The organism is Janthinobacterium lividum (genome assembly GCF_034424625.1).
GTDB classification, from domain to species: Bacteria; Pseudomonadota; Gammaproteobacteria; order Burkholderiales; family Burkholderiaceae_D; genus Janthinobacterium; species Janthinobacterium lividum.
Window position 1 is genome coordinate 6104813 of sequence record NZ_CP139976.1, and the last position, 16865, is coordinate 6121677.

Genomic DNA, 16865 nt, shown 5'->3' on the forward strand with positions numbered 1-16865 from the left:
CGAAGCGCGGCCACGTTCAGAGGAATCCTCCACTCCTGTAACCAAAAAATCTATTGCCTGAGAGGATGCCGGGAAAGAACTCATCTTATCATAAGCGCCGGATATTACTTGCAATATAGAAAATTAAGTTGAAATAAATCTAGCGTTCTACAGTGGAAACTTATGCCTTGAAGGAACCTAGCAAACGGTGGCGGAAGCGCCGCGATATCAGCCACAGCGCCAGCGCCAGGCCCGTAAACGCCAGTTGGCCCGAGGCCAGCCACAGCACGGAACCGGACAGCAGCGGCGAGATCACGCCGGCCACCACGGCGCCGAGCATGGTGCTGGCAAACGACTGGCACGAGGCCACCGTGCCGCGGATATGCGGGAACAGATCGAGCGCCAGCAGGGTCGCGCCGGGTCCCACCAGCGACATGCCGAAAGTGTAGAAGAACAGGGGCAGCACCGACCAGGGCAAGGATGGCGGCAGGAACAGGTGATACACGACATTGACGCTGGCGGCGCACAGCAGGAAGGCAAAGCCGATGCCGATCTGGCGCGCGAACGTGACCTTGCCAGCGATGCGGTTGGCCGCCGCGGCGCCCATGAAGATGCCGCTCACGCAGGGAATGAACAGCCAGCCGAATTGCGATGGCCCCAGGCCCAGCTGCCTGGGCAGCATTTCCGGCGCGGCCGTGATGAACAGGAACAGGCCCGCGAAATTGAGGGCGACGATGCCGGCCTTGATGTGGAACAGGGGCGAGCGCAGGATCTGGCCATAGCTCGATGCAAGGAAACGGGGATTGAACGGCTGGCGCTTGGCCAAAGGCAGGGTTTCGGGCAGGCGCCAGTAGCAGAACGCCAGCAGCACCACCGTGTAAAAGGCGAGGAACAGGAAGATCGAGCGCCAGTCGAACCAGATGACGATCCAGCCGCCGAGAATCGGCGCCACGGCCGGGGCGATGGAAAAGATCATCGTCACCAGCGACAGCAGGCGCGCCGCCGCCGCATCGGCATACAGGTCGCGGATGATGGCGCGGCTGATCACCACGCCGGCGCCGGCAGAGACGCCCTGCATGATGCGGAAGAACCACAGATAGTGCACCGTGTGCGCCGAGGCGCAGCCGAGCGAGCCGATGGCAAACATCAGCAGGGACACGAGAATGACGTTGCGCCGGCCGAAGGTATCCGAGATCGCGCCATGCCACAGCACCATGCCGGCAAAGGCCAGCATGTAGAACGTCAGCGACTGCTGCACTTCCAGCGGCGACGCCTGCAGCGAACCCTGGATCGCCCCAAACGCGGGCAGATACGTGTCGATCGACAGGGGCCCCAGCATCGACAGCCCGGCCAGCATCATCGCCAGCGCACCGCGGCTCAGCGGCGCCATGTGGCTCGGCGTGGGAGGCGGAACAGGGGTAACCGGGTCGGGCGGCACATCGGCCGGAGGGGTGGGAAACATGGCGGGTCCAAAGTGGCGCGCGGACCAATTTCAGTCCGCGCGCGGGGTTACTGCGGGTGTCTTACGGTGAACGCTTACTGCTGTGGTTTGGGCTTGGCTTCTTCACGGCGGTTGTAGCCTGCAACCATGTCAAAGCGGAACAGACGGCATTCCAGCGCGCCATTGAAGAAAGGCGTCTTGCGCGCTTCCTTCAAACGCAGCAGCTTGGGCAGGCCCAGGTCGGCCGTGAACAGGAACACGGTCCAGCCGGCGAAACGCTGCTTCAGGGTCGTGCCCATGGCCGAATAGAAGGAAGTCGACAGTTCATCTTCCGGGATGGTGCTGTCGCCACGCACGCCGATACGCTCGCCGTACGGCGGGTTGGTCAGCATGATGCCCGGCACTTCGCTTGGCGGCTTGACTTCCTGCGCCTCGATCTGTTTCAAAGGGACGTCGAAGCGCACGCCGGCGCAGCGCAGGTTGTGGCGGGTCATGGCGACCATGTCGCCCGAGATGTCGCTGCCGAAAATGGTCGGTTCGGCTGGCAGCGGATTGACCTTGATGGCGTTTTTCATGGCATTCCACGGCGCCGGATCGAAGTCGTGGAAGTTTTCAAACGCGAACTGGCGCGAAGCGCCCGGCGGAATGCCCTGCAGCATCTGCGCCGCTTCGGCCAGGATGGTGCCGGAACCGCACATCGGGTCGAACAGCACCATGCCAGGCTTCCAGCCCGACACGCGCAGCAGGCCGGCGGCCAGGTTTTCGCGCAGCGGCGCGTCGCCCGTCTCTTCGCGCCAGCCGCGCTTGAACAAGGCTTCGCCCGAGGTGTCGAGGTAGACGGTAAACGTGTGTGCGTCGAGGAAGCCGACGATGCGCATGTCCGGCGTCTTGGTATTGACCGATGGGCGCTCGTTGAACTGGTCGCGGAAGCGGTCGCAGATCGCATCCTTGATTTTCAAGGTCGTGAATTCCAGGCTGCGCAGCGGCGATTTGACGGCCGTGACGTCGACGCGGATCGTGTGGTGCACGCCGAACCAGTCTTCCCAGGATTGCGCCAGGGTCAGGTCATAGATATCGTTTTCCGTCTTGTAGCCGGAATGGGCCATGCGCATCAGCACGCGCGAGGCGATGCGCGAATGCAGGTTGATGCGATAGGAGTCCAGCAGGTCGCCCGAGCAGTGTACGCCGCCCGGTACCTGGTTGTGGACCTTCATGGTCGAACTATCCTGGGCGATCTCGCCCAGTTCCTCGGCCAGCGCCGCTTCCATGCCGCGCGGGCATGGGCAAAAATATGAAGCCATAATTAGGATACCTTTTATCCGTTAAAAACAATTAACTAAAAATTTCAAAACCTGTCGGATTACGCGCGCAGCGCTAATCCGACCTACAACTTCTCCAGCGCCCGTTCGACAAAATCGAGGCGGTCCTGGCCCCAGTACCCTTCGCCATCGACGATGTACCACGGCGAACCGAAGACGCTGGCGGCGGTGGCCGCTTCCGTATTGGCATCGTATTCGGCCTGCACGCTGGCCGTTTCAGACGTTTTCAGCAACTGGCGGCCATCGAAACCGGCATCCAGCGCGATCTGCACCAGGGTTTCCTCGTCGCCGATGTTGCGCTCTTCAGCCCACAAGCCGCGCATGATGGCGTGCGCCAGGTTCAGCGATGCTTCCACGCCGTGCGCCAGGCGCGTGGCGATGATCAGCTTGGCAGAAGCTTCCGGCGACACGGGGAAGAACTTGGGCTGCAAGGTCAATGGCACCTGCAAAAAGGCCGACCAGCGCGCCAATTCTGCCAGGCGGTACGCCTGGCGCTGCGGTGCGCGCTTGGCCAGCGGCAGGCCGCCCGAGACGCTGAAGACCTTGCCCAGGTCAAAAGGGCGCACGTCGATCTGGGCACCAGTCTTCGCGGCAATGGCCATCAGGCGCGCATGACCCAGATAGGTCCATGGCGAGTGGGGGGCGAAGAAATACTGCACGACTTTGCTCTGACTTGCACTCATCTCGACTCCCTTAGAAAGGCTTGACCACGACCAGCACGACGACGGCCAGCAGCATCACCACCGGCACTTCATTAAACCAGCGGAACCAGGTGTGGCTGCGCTTGTTGAGACCTTTTTCAAACTTGCGCAGGATGGAACCGCAGGCATGGTGATAGCCGAGCAGCAGCACCACGAACGTCAGCTTGGCGTGCATCCAGCCCGGCATCTTCATGCGGCCCTCGCCCCCGCCGTACAGCATCCACATCAAGGCCAACCCCAGCACCATGGCCGGCAGCGCCAGCAGCGACATGAAACGGTACAGCTTGCGTGCCATCAGCAGCAGGCGCTCGGTGGCCACCGTTTCCGTCTCCATCGCCAGGTTCACGAAGATGCGCGGCAAGTAAAACAGGCCGGCAAACCAGGACATGACGAAGATGATGTGGAAGGCTTTGGTCCAGAGAAAGAGCATGGGGTTTCCAGTGTCGGAGGTGGAGAGAAACGAGAGCACGGGCCGCCTTTTGGGCAGCCCGCGAAAGAGACTATTTACGTACTTCGCCGTGGCCAAAGACCACGTACTTGAGCGAGGTCAAACCTTCCAGTCCCACCGGGCCGCGCGCATGCAGCTTGTCGTTCGAGATGCCGATCTCAGCGCCCAGGCCATATTCGAAGCCGTCGGCGAAACGCGTCGACGCGTTCACCATCACTGAGGCGGAATCGACTTCGCGCAGGAAGCGCAGCGCATCGCTGTAGTCTTCCGTGATGATCGATTCCGTATGCTTGGACGAATACTGGTTGATGTGGTCCATCGCTTCGTCGATGCCGTCGACCACTTTCACCGACAGGATCGCCGCCAGGTATTCGGTGGACCAGTCTTCCTCGGTGGCGGGCACCAGGTGCGGATAAGCGGCGGCGGCCAGGATCGCATGGCTTTCCGGATCGGCGCGCAGTTCCACCTGCTTGGTCAGGTACAGTTCGGCCAGCTGCGGCAGCACGGTAGCGGCGATGGCGCGCGACACCAGCAGGGTTTCCATGGTGTTGCAGGTACCGTAACGGTGGCACTTCGCGTTGAAGCCGATATCGATCGCCTTCCTGATATCGGCCTTGGCGTCGATGTAGACGTGGCAGATGCCATCGAGGTGCTTGATCATCGGCACGGTAGCCTCGTTCATCAGGCGCGCGATCAGGCCCTTGCCGCCGCGCGGCACGATGACGTCCACGTACTGCGGCATGGTGATGAGAGCGCCGACGGCGGCGCGGTCGGTGGTGTCGATGACTTGCACGGCATCGGCCGGCAGGCCTGCTCCCTGCAAGCCCTCGGCCACCAGTTTGGCCAGCGCGCGGTTGCAGTGTATCGCTTCCGAGCCGCCGCGCAAGATCGTCGCGTTGCCGCTCTTGATGCACAGGCCGGCCGCGTCCACCGTCACGTTCGGACGGGCTTCATAGATGATGCCGATGACGCCCAGCGGCACGCGCATCTGCCCCACCTGGATGCCCGTCGGGCGGAATTTCATGTTCGAGATTTCGCCGATCGGGTCGGCCAGCGACACGATCTGCGTCAAGCCTTCGACCATGGTGGCAATGGCAGAGTCGGACAGGGTCAGGCGGTCGAGCATGGCCGGCGCCAAGCCGGCGGCGGCCGCCGCATCGAGGTCGCGCTGGTTGGCCGCGCGCAGCAGATCGGCATCGCGCACGATGGCGGCGGCGATCAGGCTCAAGGCACGGTTGCGCGTGGCGCTGTCGGCACGCGCCATGGCGCGCGAGGCGGCGCGCGCGCGCGTGCCCACGTCCTGCATATATTCTGTGATGTCCATGCTCGTATCCATATAGTAAAAAACTAGCCTCGGGCGATCTTCAGGCCCAGCTGCAGCATGGCATCCCAGGCATCGCCCGCGTAGCCCTTGGCGCGCAAGCCCTTGATCATCTTGTCCACCTGCGCCGCCTGCTGCAGCGCCGCTTCCAGCACGGGTAGCGAAATGCGCCGCAGGGCCGGTTCCATCATCCGCTCGCGCGGCCCCCAGATACGGTATTCCTTCAGCAGCGCGCCCAATGGACGCCCTTGCGCCATGCCGGCCTTCAATTTTAACAGCGTGCGGATTTCTTCGGAGACGGCCCACAAGACCAGCGGCAGCGCCTCGCCCTCGCCTTTCAAGCCTTCGAGCATGCGCACCAGGCGGGCCGGGTCGCCGGCCAGCATGGCTTCGGACAGCTTGAAGACATCGTAGCGGGCCACGTTCAGCACCGCGTCCTGCACTTGCTCGTACGTCAGCTTGCCCGCGGCATGCAGCAAGCCCAGTTTCTGGATTTCCTGGTGCGCCGCCAGCAAATTGCCTTCCACCCGTTCGGCGATGAAGTCGATGCTGGCCCGTTCGGCGCTTTGCCCCTGCGCCGCCAGGCGCTGGGATATCCAGGCAGGCAACTGCGCCCGTTCCACATTCGGAATGTCGATATACACGGCCGCCTGCTGCAGGCTGGCGACCCAGGCCGCCTTTTGCGTCGCCCAATCCAGCTTGGGCAAGGTGATCAGGGTCAGGTTGTCCGGACTGAGATTTTTCGCATAGCTTTGCAGCGCCGCTCCGCCATCCTTGCCCGGCTTGCCGGTGGGGATGCGCAGCTCGATCATTTTCTTGTCGCCGAACAGCGACAGCTCCTGATTCGCGGCCAGCAATTCTCCCCACTTGAAGCTGCGCTCCACCGTCAGCACGTCGCGCTCGGAGTACCCCTGCGCACGCGCCGCGCGGCGGATCTTGTCGGCCGCTTCCAGCGCCAGCAAGTGTTCGTCGCTGGTGATCACATACAGCTGCGCCAGCGGCTTGGCCACATGCCCATCGAGCGCGTCTATCCGCAATTGCATGGCGTCCCCGTTACTGCTGCGGCGCGACCGGCGTCACGGGCGTCACTGGCGCCACCGACATGGCCGGCAGCACCGGCTTGATGGCTGCCAGGCGGCGCATGATCTGCTGCACCAGGTCGTTGCGCATGTCGCGGTACAGCGCCGCTTCTTCCGTTTCCTTGGCCAGTACCTGCGATTCGTCGAAGGTAATCGGGCGCACCAGGCTGATGGTCGTCGGTACCAGCAACTGGTTGCCGGCCTTGTCCACCACGCGGAAATTGATCGAGTAGCCGAGTTGGTACTCTTGCACGCGGCCGTTAGGGTTCAGCGACAAAATGGTCTTGGTACGATTCCTCTCCGGGTCGTTGAGCACTTCAAGGACGGCATCGGCGCCATCCTTGGTGTTCACCACCTCCGTGCTGCCAATGGCGCGGATATAGCGTTTCAGGCTGATCGCCAGCGGCGACGTGTCGGGCAAGCCGATGTACATCGTCGCGAACGGCAGCATGAAACTGCCGTTCGAGCCGCGCAAGTGAAAGCCGCAGGCCGACAGCAAAACAGTCAGGCCCAAAGCCAGCACGGCACGGCGGCCCAACAGCGATACTTGAGAGGAAGTCGTCATGATTACACCACGATGCTGATTAACTTGCCTGGCACGACGATGATCTTCTTCGGCGTGGTCTCGACGTACTTCTGCACACTTTCGCAGGCCAGCGCAGCCGCTTCGATGCTGGCCTTGTCCGCATCCTTGGACACCGTGATCGAGCCGCGCAGCTTGCCGTTCACCTGGATCATCATCTCGATCTCGGACTGTTCCAATGCTTGCGGGTCGACCTGCGGCCAGGCGACGTTCAACAGGTCGCCGTGCACGCCAGCGTAGCCCAGTTCCTGCCACAGCACGTGGGTGATGTGCGGCGCGACGGGGTTCAGCAGGCGCAGGAAGATGGAGAAACCTTCGGCGATCAGCGCTTTCGACTGCGCGCTGTCATCGAGCTTGGCCGATTCCAGGGTGTTGAGCATCTTCATGCAGGCCGACACCACGGTGTTGTACTGGATGCGCTTCAAGTCGTAATCGGCTTGCTGCAGCAGCTTGTGCAATTCGCGGCGCAGGTTTTTCTGCGCGTCGCCCGTGGCAGGTGCGGCGCCGCCAGCCAGTGCGGCCTGGATCGTGGCCGACTGGGCGTAGCCGAAGTTCCACACGCGGCGCAGGAAGCGGTTCGCGCCTTCGACACCGCTGCCCGACCATTCCAGCGTCTGTTCCGGCGGCGAGGCGAACATGGTGAACAGGCGGGCCGTGTCGGCGCCGTACTGCTCGATCTGCGCTTGCGGGTCGATGCCGTTGTTCTTCGACTTCGACATTTTTTCCGTGCCGCCGATTTCCACCGGCTGGCCGTCGGCCACCAGGACGGCGCTTTGCGGACGGCCCTTGTCGTCCAGCGACAGGCGCACGTCGTCCGGGTTGAACCAGGTAGTCTTGCCCACCGCGTCCTTGCGGAAGTAGGTTTCGTTGAGCACCATGCCCTGCGTCAGCAGGTTGACGAACGGCTCGTCGAACTTGACCAGGCCGAAGTCGCGCATGATCTTGGTCCAGAAGCGCGCGTACAGCAAGTGCATCACGGCGTGTTCGATGCCACCGATGTACTGGTCCATCGGCATCCAGTAATCGTTGCGCGCGTCGACCATGGCATCATTGCTGCCTGGCGAGGTATAGCGCATGTAGTACCACGACGAATCGACGAAGGTATCCATGGTGTCCGTCTCGCGGCGCGCCGGCTTGCCGCACTGCGGGCAGTCGCACTTGAGGAAAGCTTCGTATTTGTTCAGCGGGTTGCCCGTGCCGTCCGGCACGCAGTCTTCCGGCAGCACCACCGGCAGGTCTTTTTCCGGCACCGGCACCACGCCGCAATCGGCGCAATGGATCATCGGGATCGGCGTGCCCCAGTAGCGCTGGCGCGAGATGCCCCAGTCGCGCAGGCGGAACGTGGTTTTCTTTTCGCCCAGGCCCAGTTCGGCCAGGTCGGCGGCCACCGCATCGACGGCGGACGCGAAATGCAGGCCGTCGTATTTGCCGGAAGCGACGCAGACGCCATCCTTGCTGCCATACGATTCCTGCCACGCGTCCGTCGAAAATTCCTGGCCCTTGACTTCGATGACTTGCTTGATCGGCAGGTCGTATTTCTTGGCAAAGCCGAAATCGCGCTCGTCGTGCGCCGGCACGCCCATCACGGCGCCATCGCCGTAGGTGATCAGCACGTAGTTGCCGACCCACACTTCCACCTGCGCGCCCGTCAGCGGATGGGTGACGAACAGGCCGGTCGGCATGCCCTTCTTCTCCATCGTTGCCATATCCGCTTCAATCACGGAACCGAGCTTGCATTCGGCGTTGAAGGCGGCCAGCGCAGGATTGCTTTGCGCGGCGTGGATGGCCAGCGGGTGCTCGGCGGCCACGGCGCAGAAGGTCACGCCCATGACGGTGTCCGGACGCGTGGTAAACACATACAGCTTGCCGTCGCCGATCAGGGCGCCATTCGCGTCCTTGATCTCATGCGGGAAGGCGAAGCGCACGCCCGTCGACTTGCCGATCCAGTTGGTCTGCATGGTGCGCACGCGCTCGGGCCAGCCCGGCAGCTTGTCATCCACATAGGCCAGCAATTCTTCCGCATAATCGGTGATGCGCGCGTAGTACATGGGGATTTCGCGCTTTTCGATCAGCGCGCCCGAACGCCAGCCGCGGCCGTCGACAACTTGCTCGTTGGCCAGCACGGTCTGATCGATCGGATCCCAGTTCACGGTACCGGTCTTCTTGTAGATGATGCCTTTTTCCAGCATCTTGAGGAACATCCACTGGTTCCATTTGTAGTATTCGGGCTTGCAGGCAGTCATTTCGCGCGACCAGTCGATGGCCAGGCCCATCGATTCCATCTGCTGCTTCATGTGGGCGATGTTCGAATACGTCCATTGCGCGGGCGGCACGTTGTTGGCCATGGCCGCGTTTTCCGCTGGCATGCCGAAGGCATCCCAGCCCATCGGCATGAGCACGTTGTAGCCATTCATGCGCAGGTAGCGGTACATCACGTCATTGATCGTATAGTTGCGCACGTGACCCATGTGCAGCTTGCCCGAAGGGTAAGGCAGCATCGAGCAGGCAAAATACTTGCCTTTTGGGAAACGCGGGTCGTGTTCGACGGCTTTATAGGCGTCGATCGCCTTCCAGTGCGATTGGGCGGCTTGTTCGACGTCGGCGGGACTATATTTATCTTGCATGATGTGCGGCCAATAGTGGATATGAACCGAGCATTATACTGGTTGTCGCCGCCCGATAGCGCGGCGCGCTGGCGGCCCGGTCTCGCATATTTTGACGGGCGCACAATTATGCTATGTCGTATGCAACAATACATATGCAACAATATTCTTCTTTACCTCAAGTCCGGCCATGATCGTCTACCAGGAATATCCGCCCATCCCCGCCCTGCGGCCCTGGCTGGACTGCGTCTGGACGTGCCGTGTGCAAACGGGCGCCACGCCCCTGACGCACCAGGTCTTGCCCGACAATTGCATCGACATCCTGTGCCAGGACCAGCAGGATGCCAGCTTTGCCGTCGGCATGATGACGGCGCCGATCGCCGTCGTCAGCCAGAGCCTCGTGCAAACGGTGGCGGCCCGCTTCAAGCCGGGCGCGGCGGCCCGCTTCTTCCAGCTTCCCTTGTGTGAACTCAGCGATGGCCGCACGGGATTGCAGCAGCTGTGGGGCCGCGAACTGGCGGCGCGTCTGGCTGACGCCCTGTGGAGCGAGCCCTTGTCCAATGCGCAAAGAATTTCTATTCTGCAAGACTATCTGCTGCTGCGCCTGCGCACCGTGCCGCCACGGCGCCAACCCGGCGCAGCCGAACATGCCATCGCGGCCATCGAGCGCGCATGCGGCCAGGTGCGCGTGGATGGCCTGGCGCGGCAACTGGGCGTGTCGCGCCAGCACCTGGCGCTGCAATTTCGCCAGCAAGTGGGCATCAGCCCCAAGCTGTTTGCCCGTATCTGCCGCTTTCGCGCAGCCAGCCAAGGGCTGACAAGCCTGGCGGGACAGCCGGACTGGGCGCAAGTCGCCTTGCAATTTGGCTATTTCGACCAGTCGCACCTGATTCACGACTTCCAGGATTTCGCCCGCAGCTCGCCCGAGGCGTGGCTTATGCACCGCCACCATTGAAACCTTCCATTTTTACAATCGCCACGCGCGCGCCGGTGGCATGATGGCGTTATTCTTTATTTACCAGGAGCAGAACATGATCAAGGGCTTGCGCACCGTCACCTATCCCGTCCCCGACCTGGACAAGGCCAAGGCCTGGTACAGCCAGGTATTCAATACCACGCCCTACTTCGACCAGCCGTTCTATGTCGGTTTCGCCATCGGCGGCTTCGAACTGGGCTTGCTGCCTGACGGCCAGCCTGGCACGCAAGGCAGTGTGACGTACTGGGGAGTGGACGGCATCGAGCAGGAAGTCGAGCGCATCGTGGCACTGGGCGGCAGTCTGCACCATCCGATCACGGACGTGGGCGACGGCATCCGCACGGTGGAATTGCTCGATCCGTTCGGCAACCAGATCGGCCTCATCGACAATCCCCATTTCGATACCGGCAAGGTCGTTTAGGCGGCTTCACCCTGCAGCCATGCGCGCAATTGCTGCAAGGCCGTCTTTTCATGCGCCGTTTCAGGCGTGATCAGGTAATACGCCCGCTGGCCGCGCAGTGGGCGCTCGCATGCGATGCGCAATTCGCCACGCGCCAGCTCCGCTTCAACCAGCATGCGGGGCAGCAAGACCACGCCCTGCCCCTGCACGGCCGCCATGGCCAGCATGGAAAACAGTTCATAACGGGCGCCATAGTGCGCTCCATCGCGCCCCTCTCCCTCGACCTGCATGGCGTCAAACCACTGGCGCCAGGCGCCCGGGCGCGTACTTTGTTGCAGCAAGGTCAGTTCCAGCAAATCTTGCGGCTGCCAGGCGCTACGCGCCGCCAGCAGGCGCGGACTGGCAACGGGCACGATTTCTTCATGCATCAGCAAGGTGGCGCGCGTCCCGGGCCAGCGCGCCAATTGCTCGGGCGTGCCCGCGTACAGGGCGCCGTCGTATTCCGTATCGGCAAACATGAACGGTTTTGTGTACGCGTCGATATGCACGACGATATCCGGGTGCAGCTGCGCCAGCGAAGACAGCCGCGGCATCAACCAGCGCGTGGCAAACGTGGGTACCGAGGCCAGCTGCAAGGCGCCGCCGCCGCCCTGGCGCGCCATGGTGTCGAGCGTGTCGCGCTCCAGGCCGTCGAGACGGGCCGCGATCTGTCGCGCATACGCGGCGCCCGCGCTGGTCAGCAACACGCCATGGCGCGTGCGCTGAAACAATTGCACGCTAAGAAAAGTTTCCAAGGATGAAATCTGCCGCGACACGGCGCTTTGCGTCAGCGACAGTTCGCGCGCCGCATGCGTGTAGCTCTGGTGCCGCGCAGCCGCCTCGAAGCAGTTCAGGGCTTGCAGCATGGGAATTTTGCGTGACATGGGAGTATCCGGCCGGTGAAAGGCCCCTAGTATGCCGCAAGATATGCGTAACACGCATGTCTGGGTGCGAAAAAATCGTTTGCGCAAGGCTAGGCAAAAACCTACCATGAGCCATATTCAATCTTGCGCCGATCACCGGCGCTCACCTGCGAGGCCTGTGATGAGCAAAACCGTATTCGACTGGAATTCCCCCCTGCTGCTGGAAGAACAACTGACGGGCGACGAACGCGCCGTGCTGGAAGCGGCCCGCGACTATTGCCAGGGCAGCCTGGTGCCCAGGGTCCTCGAATCGTTCCGCCATGGCCGCACGGATGCCGCCATTTTCCGCGAAATGGGAGAGCTGGGCTTGCTGGGCACGACCATTCCCGAAGAATACGGCGGGGCCGGCCTGAACTATGTTTGCTACGGCCTGGCCGCGCGCGAAGTCGAGCGCGTCGATTCGGGCTACCGCTCGATGATGAGCGTGCAATCGTCGCTGGTCATGGTGCCGATCAATGCCTTTGGCAACGAGGAAACCAAGCAGAAGTACCTGCCGAAACTGGCGACGGGCGAATTCATCGGCTGCTTTGGCCTGACGGAGCCGAACCATGGTTCCGATCCCGGCAGCATGGTCACGCGCGCGCGCAAGGTACCGGGCGGCTATAGTCTCTCCGGCGCCAAGATGTGGATCACCAACAGCCCCATTGCCGATGTGTTCGTCGTCTGGGCCAAGGACGATGAAGGCGCGATCCGCGGCTTCGTGCTGGAAAAAGGCTGGAAAGGTTTGTCGGCGCCGGAAATCCACGGCAAGGTCGGCTTGCGCACCAGCATCACCGGTGAAATCGTCATGGATGAAGTGTTTTGCCCGGAAGAAAATGCATTTCCCGACGTGCGCGGCTTGAAAGGCCCGTTCACTTGCCTGAACAGCGCCCGCTACGGCATCGCCTGGGGCGCGCTGGGCGCGGCCGAAGACTGCTACCTGAAGGCGCGCCAGTACACGATGGACCGCCAGCAATTCGGCCGCCCGTTGGCAGCGAACCAGCTAGTGCAAAAGAAACTGGCCGACATGTTGACGGAAATCACCATGGGCTTGCAAGGCTGCCTGCGCCTGGGCCGCATGAAGGATGAAGGCTCGCCCGCCGTGGAAATCACCTCGATCATGAAGCGCAACAGCTGCGGCAAGGCGCTCGATATTGCCCGCATGGCGCGCGACATGATGGGTGGCAACGGCATTTCCGACGAGTTCGGCGTCATCCGCCACCTGGTCAACCTGGAAGTGGTCAACACCTATGAGGGCACGCACGATGTGCACGCGCTGATCATCGGCCGCGCCATCACCGGCATCGCCGCGTTCAACTAATGGACGCCTTGGCTTCCACCCTGCGGCCCGCGCCGCTGACCGGCTTGCGCGTGCTGGACCTGTCGCGCGTGCTGGCCGGCCCGTGGGCCGGGCAAATGCTGGCCGACCTGGGCGCCGACGTCGTCAAGGTTGAACAGCCGGGCCGTGGCGACGACACGCGCTCCTGGGGCCCGCCGTACCTGAAAGATGCAGATGGCCGCGACACCGCCGAGGCTGCCTATTTCCAGTGCGCCAACCGCAACAAACGTTCCTTGTGCATCGACCTGGCCGCGCCGGAAGGGCAAGCCCTGGTGCGCCAGCTGGCGGCCGAAGCGGACGTGCTGCTGGAAAATTTCAAGCTCGATGGTTTGAAGCAATACGGCCTCGATGCGGCCAGCTTGCTGGCACTCAACCCGCGCCTCGTCTACTGCTCCATCACGGGCTTTGGCCAGGATGGGCCGTACGCGGCGCGCGCCGGCTATGACTTCCTGATCCAGGGCATGGGCGGCTTGATGAGCATCACGGGCGTACCCGACGGCCAGCCGGGCGCGGGTCCGCAAAAAGTGGGCGTGGCACAGACGGACATCCTGACGGGCCTGTACGCTACGATCGCCGTGCAGGCGGCGCTGGCCGAACGGGAACGCTCGGGCCTGGGCCAGCATATCGACCTGGCCTTGCTCGACGTGCAAGTAGCCGCGCTGGGCAACCAGGCGGCCAATTACCTGTGCGGCGGCAAGGTGCCGCAGCGCATGGGCAATGCCCATCCGAACATCGTGCCCTACCAGGACTTCCCCACGGCCGACGGCGACATGATTTTGGCGATCGGCAACGATGGCCAATTTTCGCGCTTTTGCGCCGTCGCCGGCCACCCGGAATGGGCGCAGGACGAACGCTTCGCCACCAATCCGCAGCGCGTGGCACACCGGGCGATCTTGATCCCCCTGATGCGCCAGACCACGGTCATGCGCACGACGGCCGAATGGATCAGCGCTTTCGAGGCGCAAGCCGTGCCGTGCGGCCCCGTCAACCGCATCGACCAGGTCTTTGCCGACCCACAAGTGGTGGCGCGTGGCTTGAAAGTGGAAATGCCGCATCCCACGGCGGGCACGGTGGCGCTGGTGGCCAATCCCGTGCGCCTGTCGGCTTCGCCGGTGCAATACCGCTTGCCGCCGCCATTGCTGGGGCAGCATACGGACGAAGTGCTGCAGCAGTGGCTGGGGTTGGACAGTGCGGAGATTGACCGCTTGCGCGAACGCAAGGTCGTGTAAATGTTGGGTATGTCGGATTACGCGCTTGCGCGCTAATCCGACCTACTTCAATACCAGCTTCAACGCCGGCTTCTCGCCATAATCGTCATAGCGCTCATTGATGCCGGCGATACAGAACGTGATTTCTTCCAGCAAGTCCGGCACTTGCGCCTTCATTGCTTCCGCATCCTGCACAACAATGTCGAGCACTTCGTTCGGTTTCAAACGGAACTGCGTCATGTTTTCGTCATCGCGCAGATAGCTGAGGCAATCAACCCAGGCGTCCATGCTGTTGCCGTAGAACTCGGGGAAACCGAAGGCTTGCACGCATTGCGCGTGAAAGCTCGCTGCGTCGGTAATCTCTTTGCCGTTCAGTATTGCAGTGGCCATGGTCTTCCTCAGTTCTTCAGCGACAGCACATCCTGCATGTCGAACAGGCCGGTCGGCTTGTCGGCCAGGAAACGCGCGGCGCGCAAGGCGCCGTGGGCGTAGGTGACGCGGCTGCTCGACTTGTGGCTGATCTCGATGCGCTCGCCGATGCCGGCAAACAGCACCGTATGATCGCCGACGATATCGCCGCCGCGGATGGTGGCAAAGCCGATGGTCGACGGGTCGCGTTCGCCCGTCACGCCTTCGCGGCCGTACACGGCGCATTCCTTCAGGTCGCGGCCCAGGGCGCCGGCCACCACTTCACCCATTTGCAGGGCCGTGCCCGACGGCGCGTCGACCTTGAAGCGGTGATGCGCTTCGATGATTTCGATATCGTAGCCTTCGGACAGGCTTTTTGCGGCCAGTTCCAGCAGTTTCATGGTGACATTCACGCCCACGCTCATGTTCGGCGCGAACATGATGGCCGTCTTTTCGGCGGCAGCGGCAATGGCGGCCTTGCCCGCGTCATCGAAACCGGTGGTGCCGATGATCATCTTGATGCCGTGCTCGGCGCAGTAGGCCAGGTGCTGCAAAGTGCCTTCGGGGCGCGTGAAGTCGATCAGGTAATCGGCGCCGGCCAGGCCGATGGCCAGGTCGGATGCGATCAGCACGCCGGCAGGCTTGCCGAGAAAGGCGGCAGCATCCTGGCCGACGGAAGGCGATCCGGCGCGGTCGAGGGCGCCAGCCAGCACGGCGTCGGGCGCATTGCTGACCGCTTCAATCAGGATATGGCCCATGCGGCCGCTGGCGCCAGCGATGGCGATTTTCAGTTCAGTCATTTTATTCTCTTACAGCAACTTATTTGGTGGGTTCGGCGGCAGGTGCAGGTGCAGGTGCAGGCTCGGCGGCAGGTGCAGGCGTCACTTCCGGCTTACTCACGGGAATGGCGGGCGCGGCATCGGCCGGCACCGGCACGGCGCTTGGCGCCACGGGCGATGGCACGGCGGCGGCAGGCACGTCAGCCTTGGCAACCTTGGCGAACGGCGACGGGCCGGCGATACGGTCGATGTATTCTTTCTCCGTCGGCAAGTTGCCGCCTTCGAAACGTTCAACCTTGCCATCCTTGCCGAAGTACACGACCACGCGGCTGCTGGTGGTTTCGCCACTGCCCCGGGCCAGGCGGAATGGATAATCCCAGCGGTCGGCATGGAAGATATCGGTCAGCAGCGAGGTGCCGAGGACGAAACGCACCTGGTCGCGCGTCATGCCCACTTTCAACTGGGCCAGCATCTCTTCGGAGACAAAGTTGCCTTGTTGAATGTCAGGACGGTAGGGCGAGAAAAACCACATGAATTTTTGCAGCGGCGTAATGGTGGTCGTTTGTGCGCCCTGTTCGGGGACCAGTTCCTTGCCTTCTTTTTGAGCAGCCGCCGGCTTTTCGCCAAGGATGCCACGGCTGGCGCAGCCGGACATGGCCAGCGCGACACAGACCATGCCTGCCACGACTGGTGCTCGAAATGAAATACGGTGCCAGAGAGATGGCAATACAGCCGGTGTTACGCGCATAAATGACCTCAATTGGATGAACAAAACGCCAGGAGTGACCGGCCCGCCAAAAAATGCATATTTTGGCACTCCCCGACAAAACGCTATATGATAAAGCACCTGACCCACATACGAGCAACAAACATGAGTAACAATCCTAGTGATCTCAAGGCAAGCGGCCTGAAAGCCACCCTGCCACGGCTGAAGATACTCGATATCTTCCAGAGTAGCCCGGTACGCCACCTGACCGCGGAAGACGTCTACAAGATTCTGCTGGCCGACAATATGGATGTCGGCTTGGCAACTGTCTACCGCGTCCTGACGCAATTCGAACAGGCAGGCTTGCTCAACCGCAACCATTTTGAAACCGGCAAGGCGATTTTCGAACTCAACGAAGGTTCCCACCACGACCACCTGGTGTGCCTCGACTGTGGCCGGGTCGAAGAATTCTTCGACGAAGACATCGAAGTGCGCCAGCAAAAGGTAGCCGAAGAGCGCGGCTTCAAGATCGCCGAACACGCCTTGGCCATCTATGGCAACTGCATCAAGACGGCTTGCCCGCACAAAACCGCCTGACCACAGCTGGCCGCTCCCACGGGGCGGCTGGCGCGCC

The 16865-nt window shown here is 62.4% G+C and carries 17 protein-coding genes; 5 read left to right on the forward strand and 12 right to left on the reverse strand.

The window, feature by feature from the left end; genetic code table 11:
* Positions 1-160 precede the first annotated feature (160 nt).
* The 8 genes from U0004_RS27585 to leuS all read right to left on the reverse strand — a co-directional run bounded on the left by U0004_RS27585 (position 161) and on the right by leuS (position 9495).
* Positions 161-1441 (reverse strand): multidrug effflux MFS transporter, encoded by a 1281-nt coding sequence (locus U0004_RS27585; RefSeq protein ID WP_205412502.1) that lies wholly within the window; start codon positions 1439-1441, stop codon positions 161-163.
* 74 nt (positions 1442-1515) lie between these two features.
* Entirely contained in the window at positions 1516-2721 is a 1206-nt protein-coding gene (locus U0004_RS27590) for a THUMP domain-containing class I SAM-dependent RNA methyltransferase (RefSeq protein ID WP_371933489.1), read from the reverse strand.
* A gap of 83 nt (positions 2722-2804) precedes the next feature.
* Positions 2805-3422: a 2-hydroxychromene-2-carboxylate isomerase gene (locus U0004_RS27595; protein WP_034778761.1), complete on the reverse strand. Its 618-nt coding sequence runs from the start codon at positions 3420-3422 to the stop codon at positions 2805-2807.
* Between the two features lie 10 nt (positions 3423-3432).
* Positions 3433-3870, reverse strand: a complete 438-nt coding sequence (locus U0004_RS27600) for a CopD family protein (RefSeq protein ID WP_034745744.1) — start codon at positions 3868-3870, stop codon at positions 3433-3435.
* Between the two features lie 70 nt (positions 3871-3940).
* Positions 3941-5212 (reverse strand): glutamate-5-semialdehyde dehydrogenase, encoded by a 1272-nt coding sequence (locus U0004_RS27605; protein ID WP_070254869.1) that lies wholly within the window; start codon positions 5210-5212, stop codon positions 3941-3943.
* Between the two features lie 23 nt (positions 5213-5235).
* A complete protein-coding gene (holA, locus tag U0004_RS27610) occupies positions 5236-6252 on the reverse strand; it encodes a DNA polymerase III subunit delta (protein WP_034778765.1) in 1017 nt (338 codons plus the stop codon).
* Between the two features lie 10 nt (positions 6253-6262).
* On the reverse strand, positions 6263-6853 hold the full coding sequence (locus U0004_RS27615) for an LPS-assembly lipoprotein LptE (RefSeq protein WP_070254709.1): 591 nt from the start codon (positions 6851-6853) through the stop codon (positions 6263-6265).
* 2 nt (positions 6854-6855) lie between these two features.
* Complete coding sequence (gene leuS, locus U0004_RS27620; protein ID WP_070254710.1) at positions 6856-9495, reverse strand: leucine--tRNA ligase; 2640 nt, start codon at positions 9493-9495, stop codon at positions 6856-6858.
* A 169-nt stretch (positions 9496-9664) separates the two neighbouring features.
* Between leuS and U0004_RS27625 the strand changes: the two genes are divergently transcribed.
* A complete protein-coding gene (locus tag U0004_RS27625) occupies positions 9665-10429 on the forward strand; it encodes an AraC family transcriptional regulator (RefSeq protein WP_231958489.1) in 765 nt (254 codons plus the stop codon).
* Positions 10430-10469: 40 nt separating this feature from the next.
* A complete protein-coding gene (locus U0004_RS27630) occupies positions 10470-10871 on the forward strand; it encodes a VOC family protein (RefSeq protein WP_231958488.1) in 402 nt (133 codons plus the stop codon).
* Here the strand turns inward: U0004_RS27630 and U0004_RS27635 are convergent.
* Positions 10868-11773, reverse strand: coding sequence for a LysR substrate-binding domain-containing protein (locus U0004_RS27635; RefSeq protein WP_070254711.1), 906 nt, complete (start codon positions 11771-11773; stop codon positions 10868-10870). The genes U0004_RS27630 and U0004_RS27635 overlap by 4 nt on opposite strands.
* A 160-nt stretch (positions 11774-11933) precedes the next feature.
* On the opposite strand from U0004_RS27635, the gene U0004_RS27640 reads away from it, so the two are divergent.
* Both U0004_RS27640 and U0004_RS27645 read left to right on the forward strand, forming a co-directional pair.
* Positions 11934-13112 carry an acyl-CoA dehydrogenase gene (locus U0004_RS27640; RefSeq protein ID WP_034778773.1) on the forward strand — a complete coding sequence of 393 codons (1179 nt, stop codon included), beginning with the start codon at positions 11934-11936 and terminating at the stop codon, positions 13110-13112.
* On the forward strand, positions 13112-14359 hold the full coding sequence (locus tag U0004_RS27645) for a CaiB/BaiF CoA transferase family protein (RefSeq protein WP_070254712.1): 1248 nt from the start codon (positions 13112-13114) through the stop codon (positions 14357-14359). The genes U0004_RS27640 and U0004_RS27645 overlap by 1 nt, the downstream gene beginning before the upstream one ends.
* A 42-nt stretch (positions 14360-14401) precedes the next feature.
* Here U0004_RS27645 and U0004_RS27650 read toward each other — a convergent pair whose 3' ends face one another.
* Genes U0004_RS27650 through U0004_RS27660 form a run of 3 tightly spaced genes read right to left on the reverse strand, consistent with a single transcriptional unit; the run spans position 14402 to position 16201 of the window.
* A complete protein-coding gene (locus U0004_RS27650; RefSeq protein ID WP_034778777.1) occupies positions 14402-14728 on the reverse strand; it encodes a barstar family protein in 327 nt (108 codons plus the stop codon).
* A gap of 8 nt (positions 14729-14736) precedes the next feature.
* The gene (dapB, locus tag U0004_RS27655) at positions 14737-15546 is read right to left on the reverse strand and encodes a 4-hydroxy-tetrahydrodipicolinate reductase (RefSeq protein WP_070254713.1); all 810 of its coding nucleotides are present in this window, start codon (positions 15544-15546) and stop codon (positions 14737-14739) included.
* A gap of 19 nt (positions 15547-15565) precedes the next feature.
* Positions 15566-16201, reverse strand: coding sequence for an outer membrane protein assembly factor BamE (locus U0004_RS27660; RefSeq protein ID WP_070254714.1), 636 nt, complete (start codon positions 16199-16201; stop codon positions 15566-15568).
* 195 nt (positions 16202-16396) lie between these two features.
* On the opposite strand from U0004_RS27660, the gene fur reads away from it, so the two are divergent.
* Entirely contained in the window at positions 16397-16828 is a 432-nt protein-coding gene (fur, locus tag U0004_RS27665) for a ferric iron uptake transcriptional regulator (protein WP_034778781.1), read from the forward strand.
* Positions 16829-16865 lie beyond the last annotated feature (37 nt).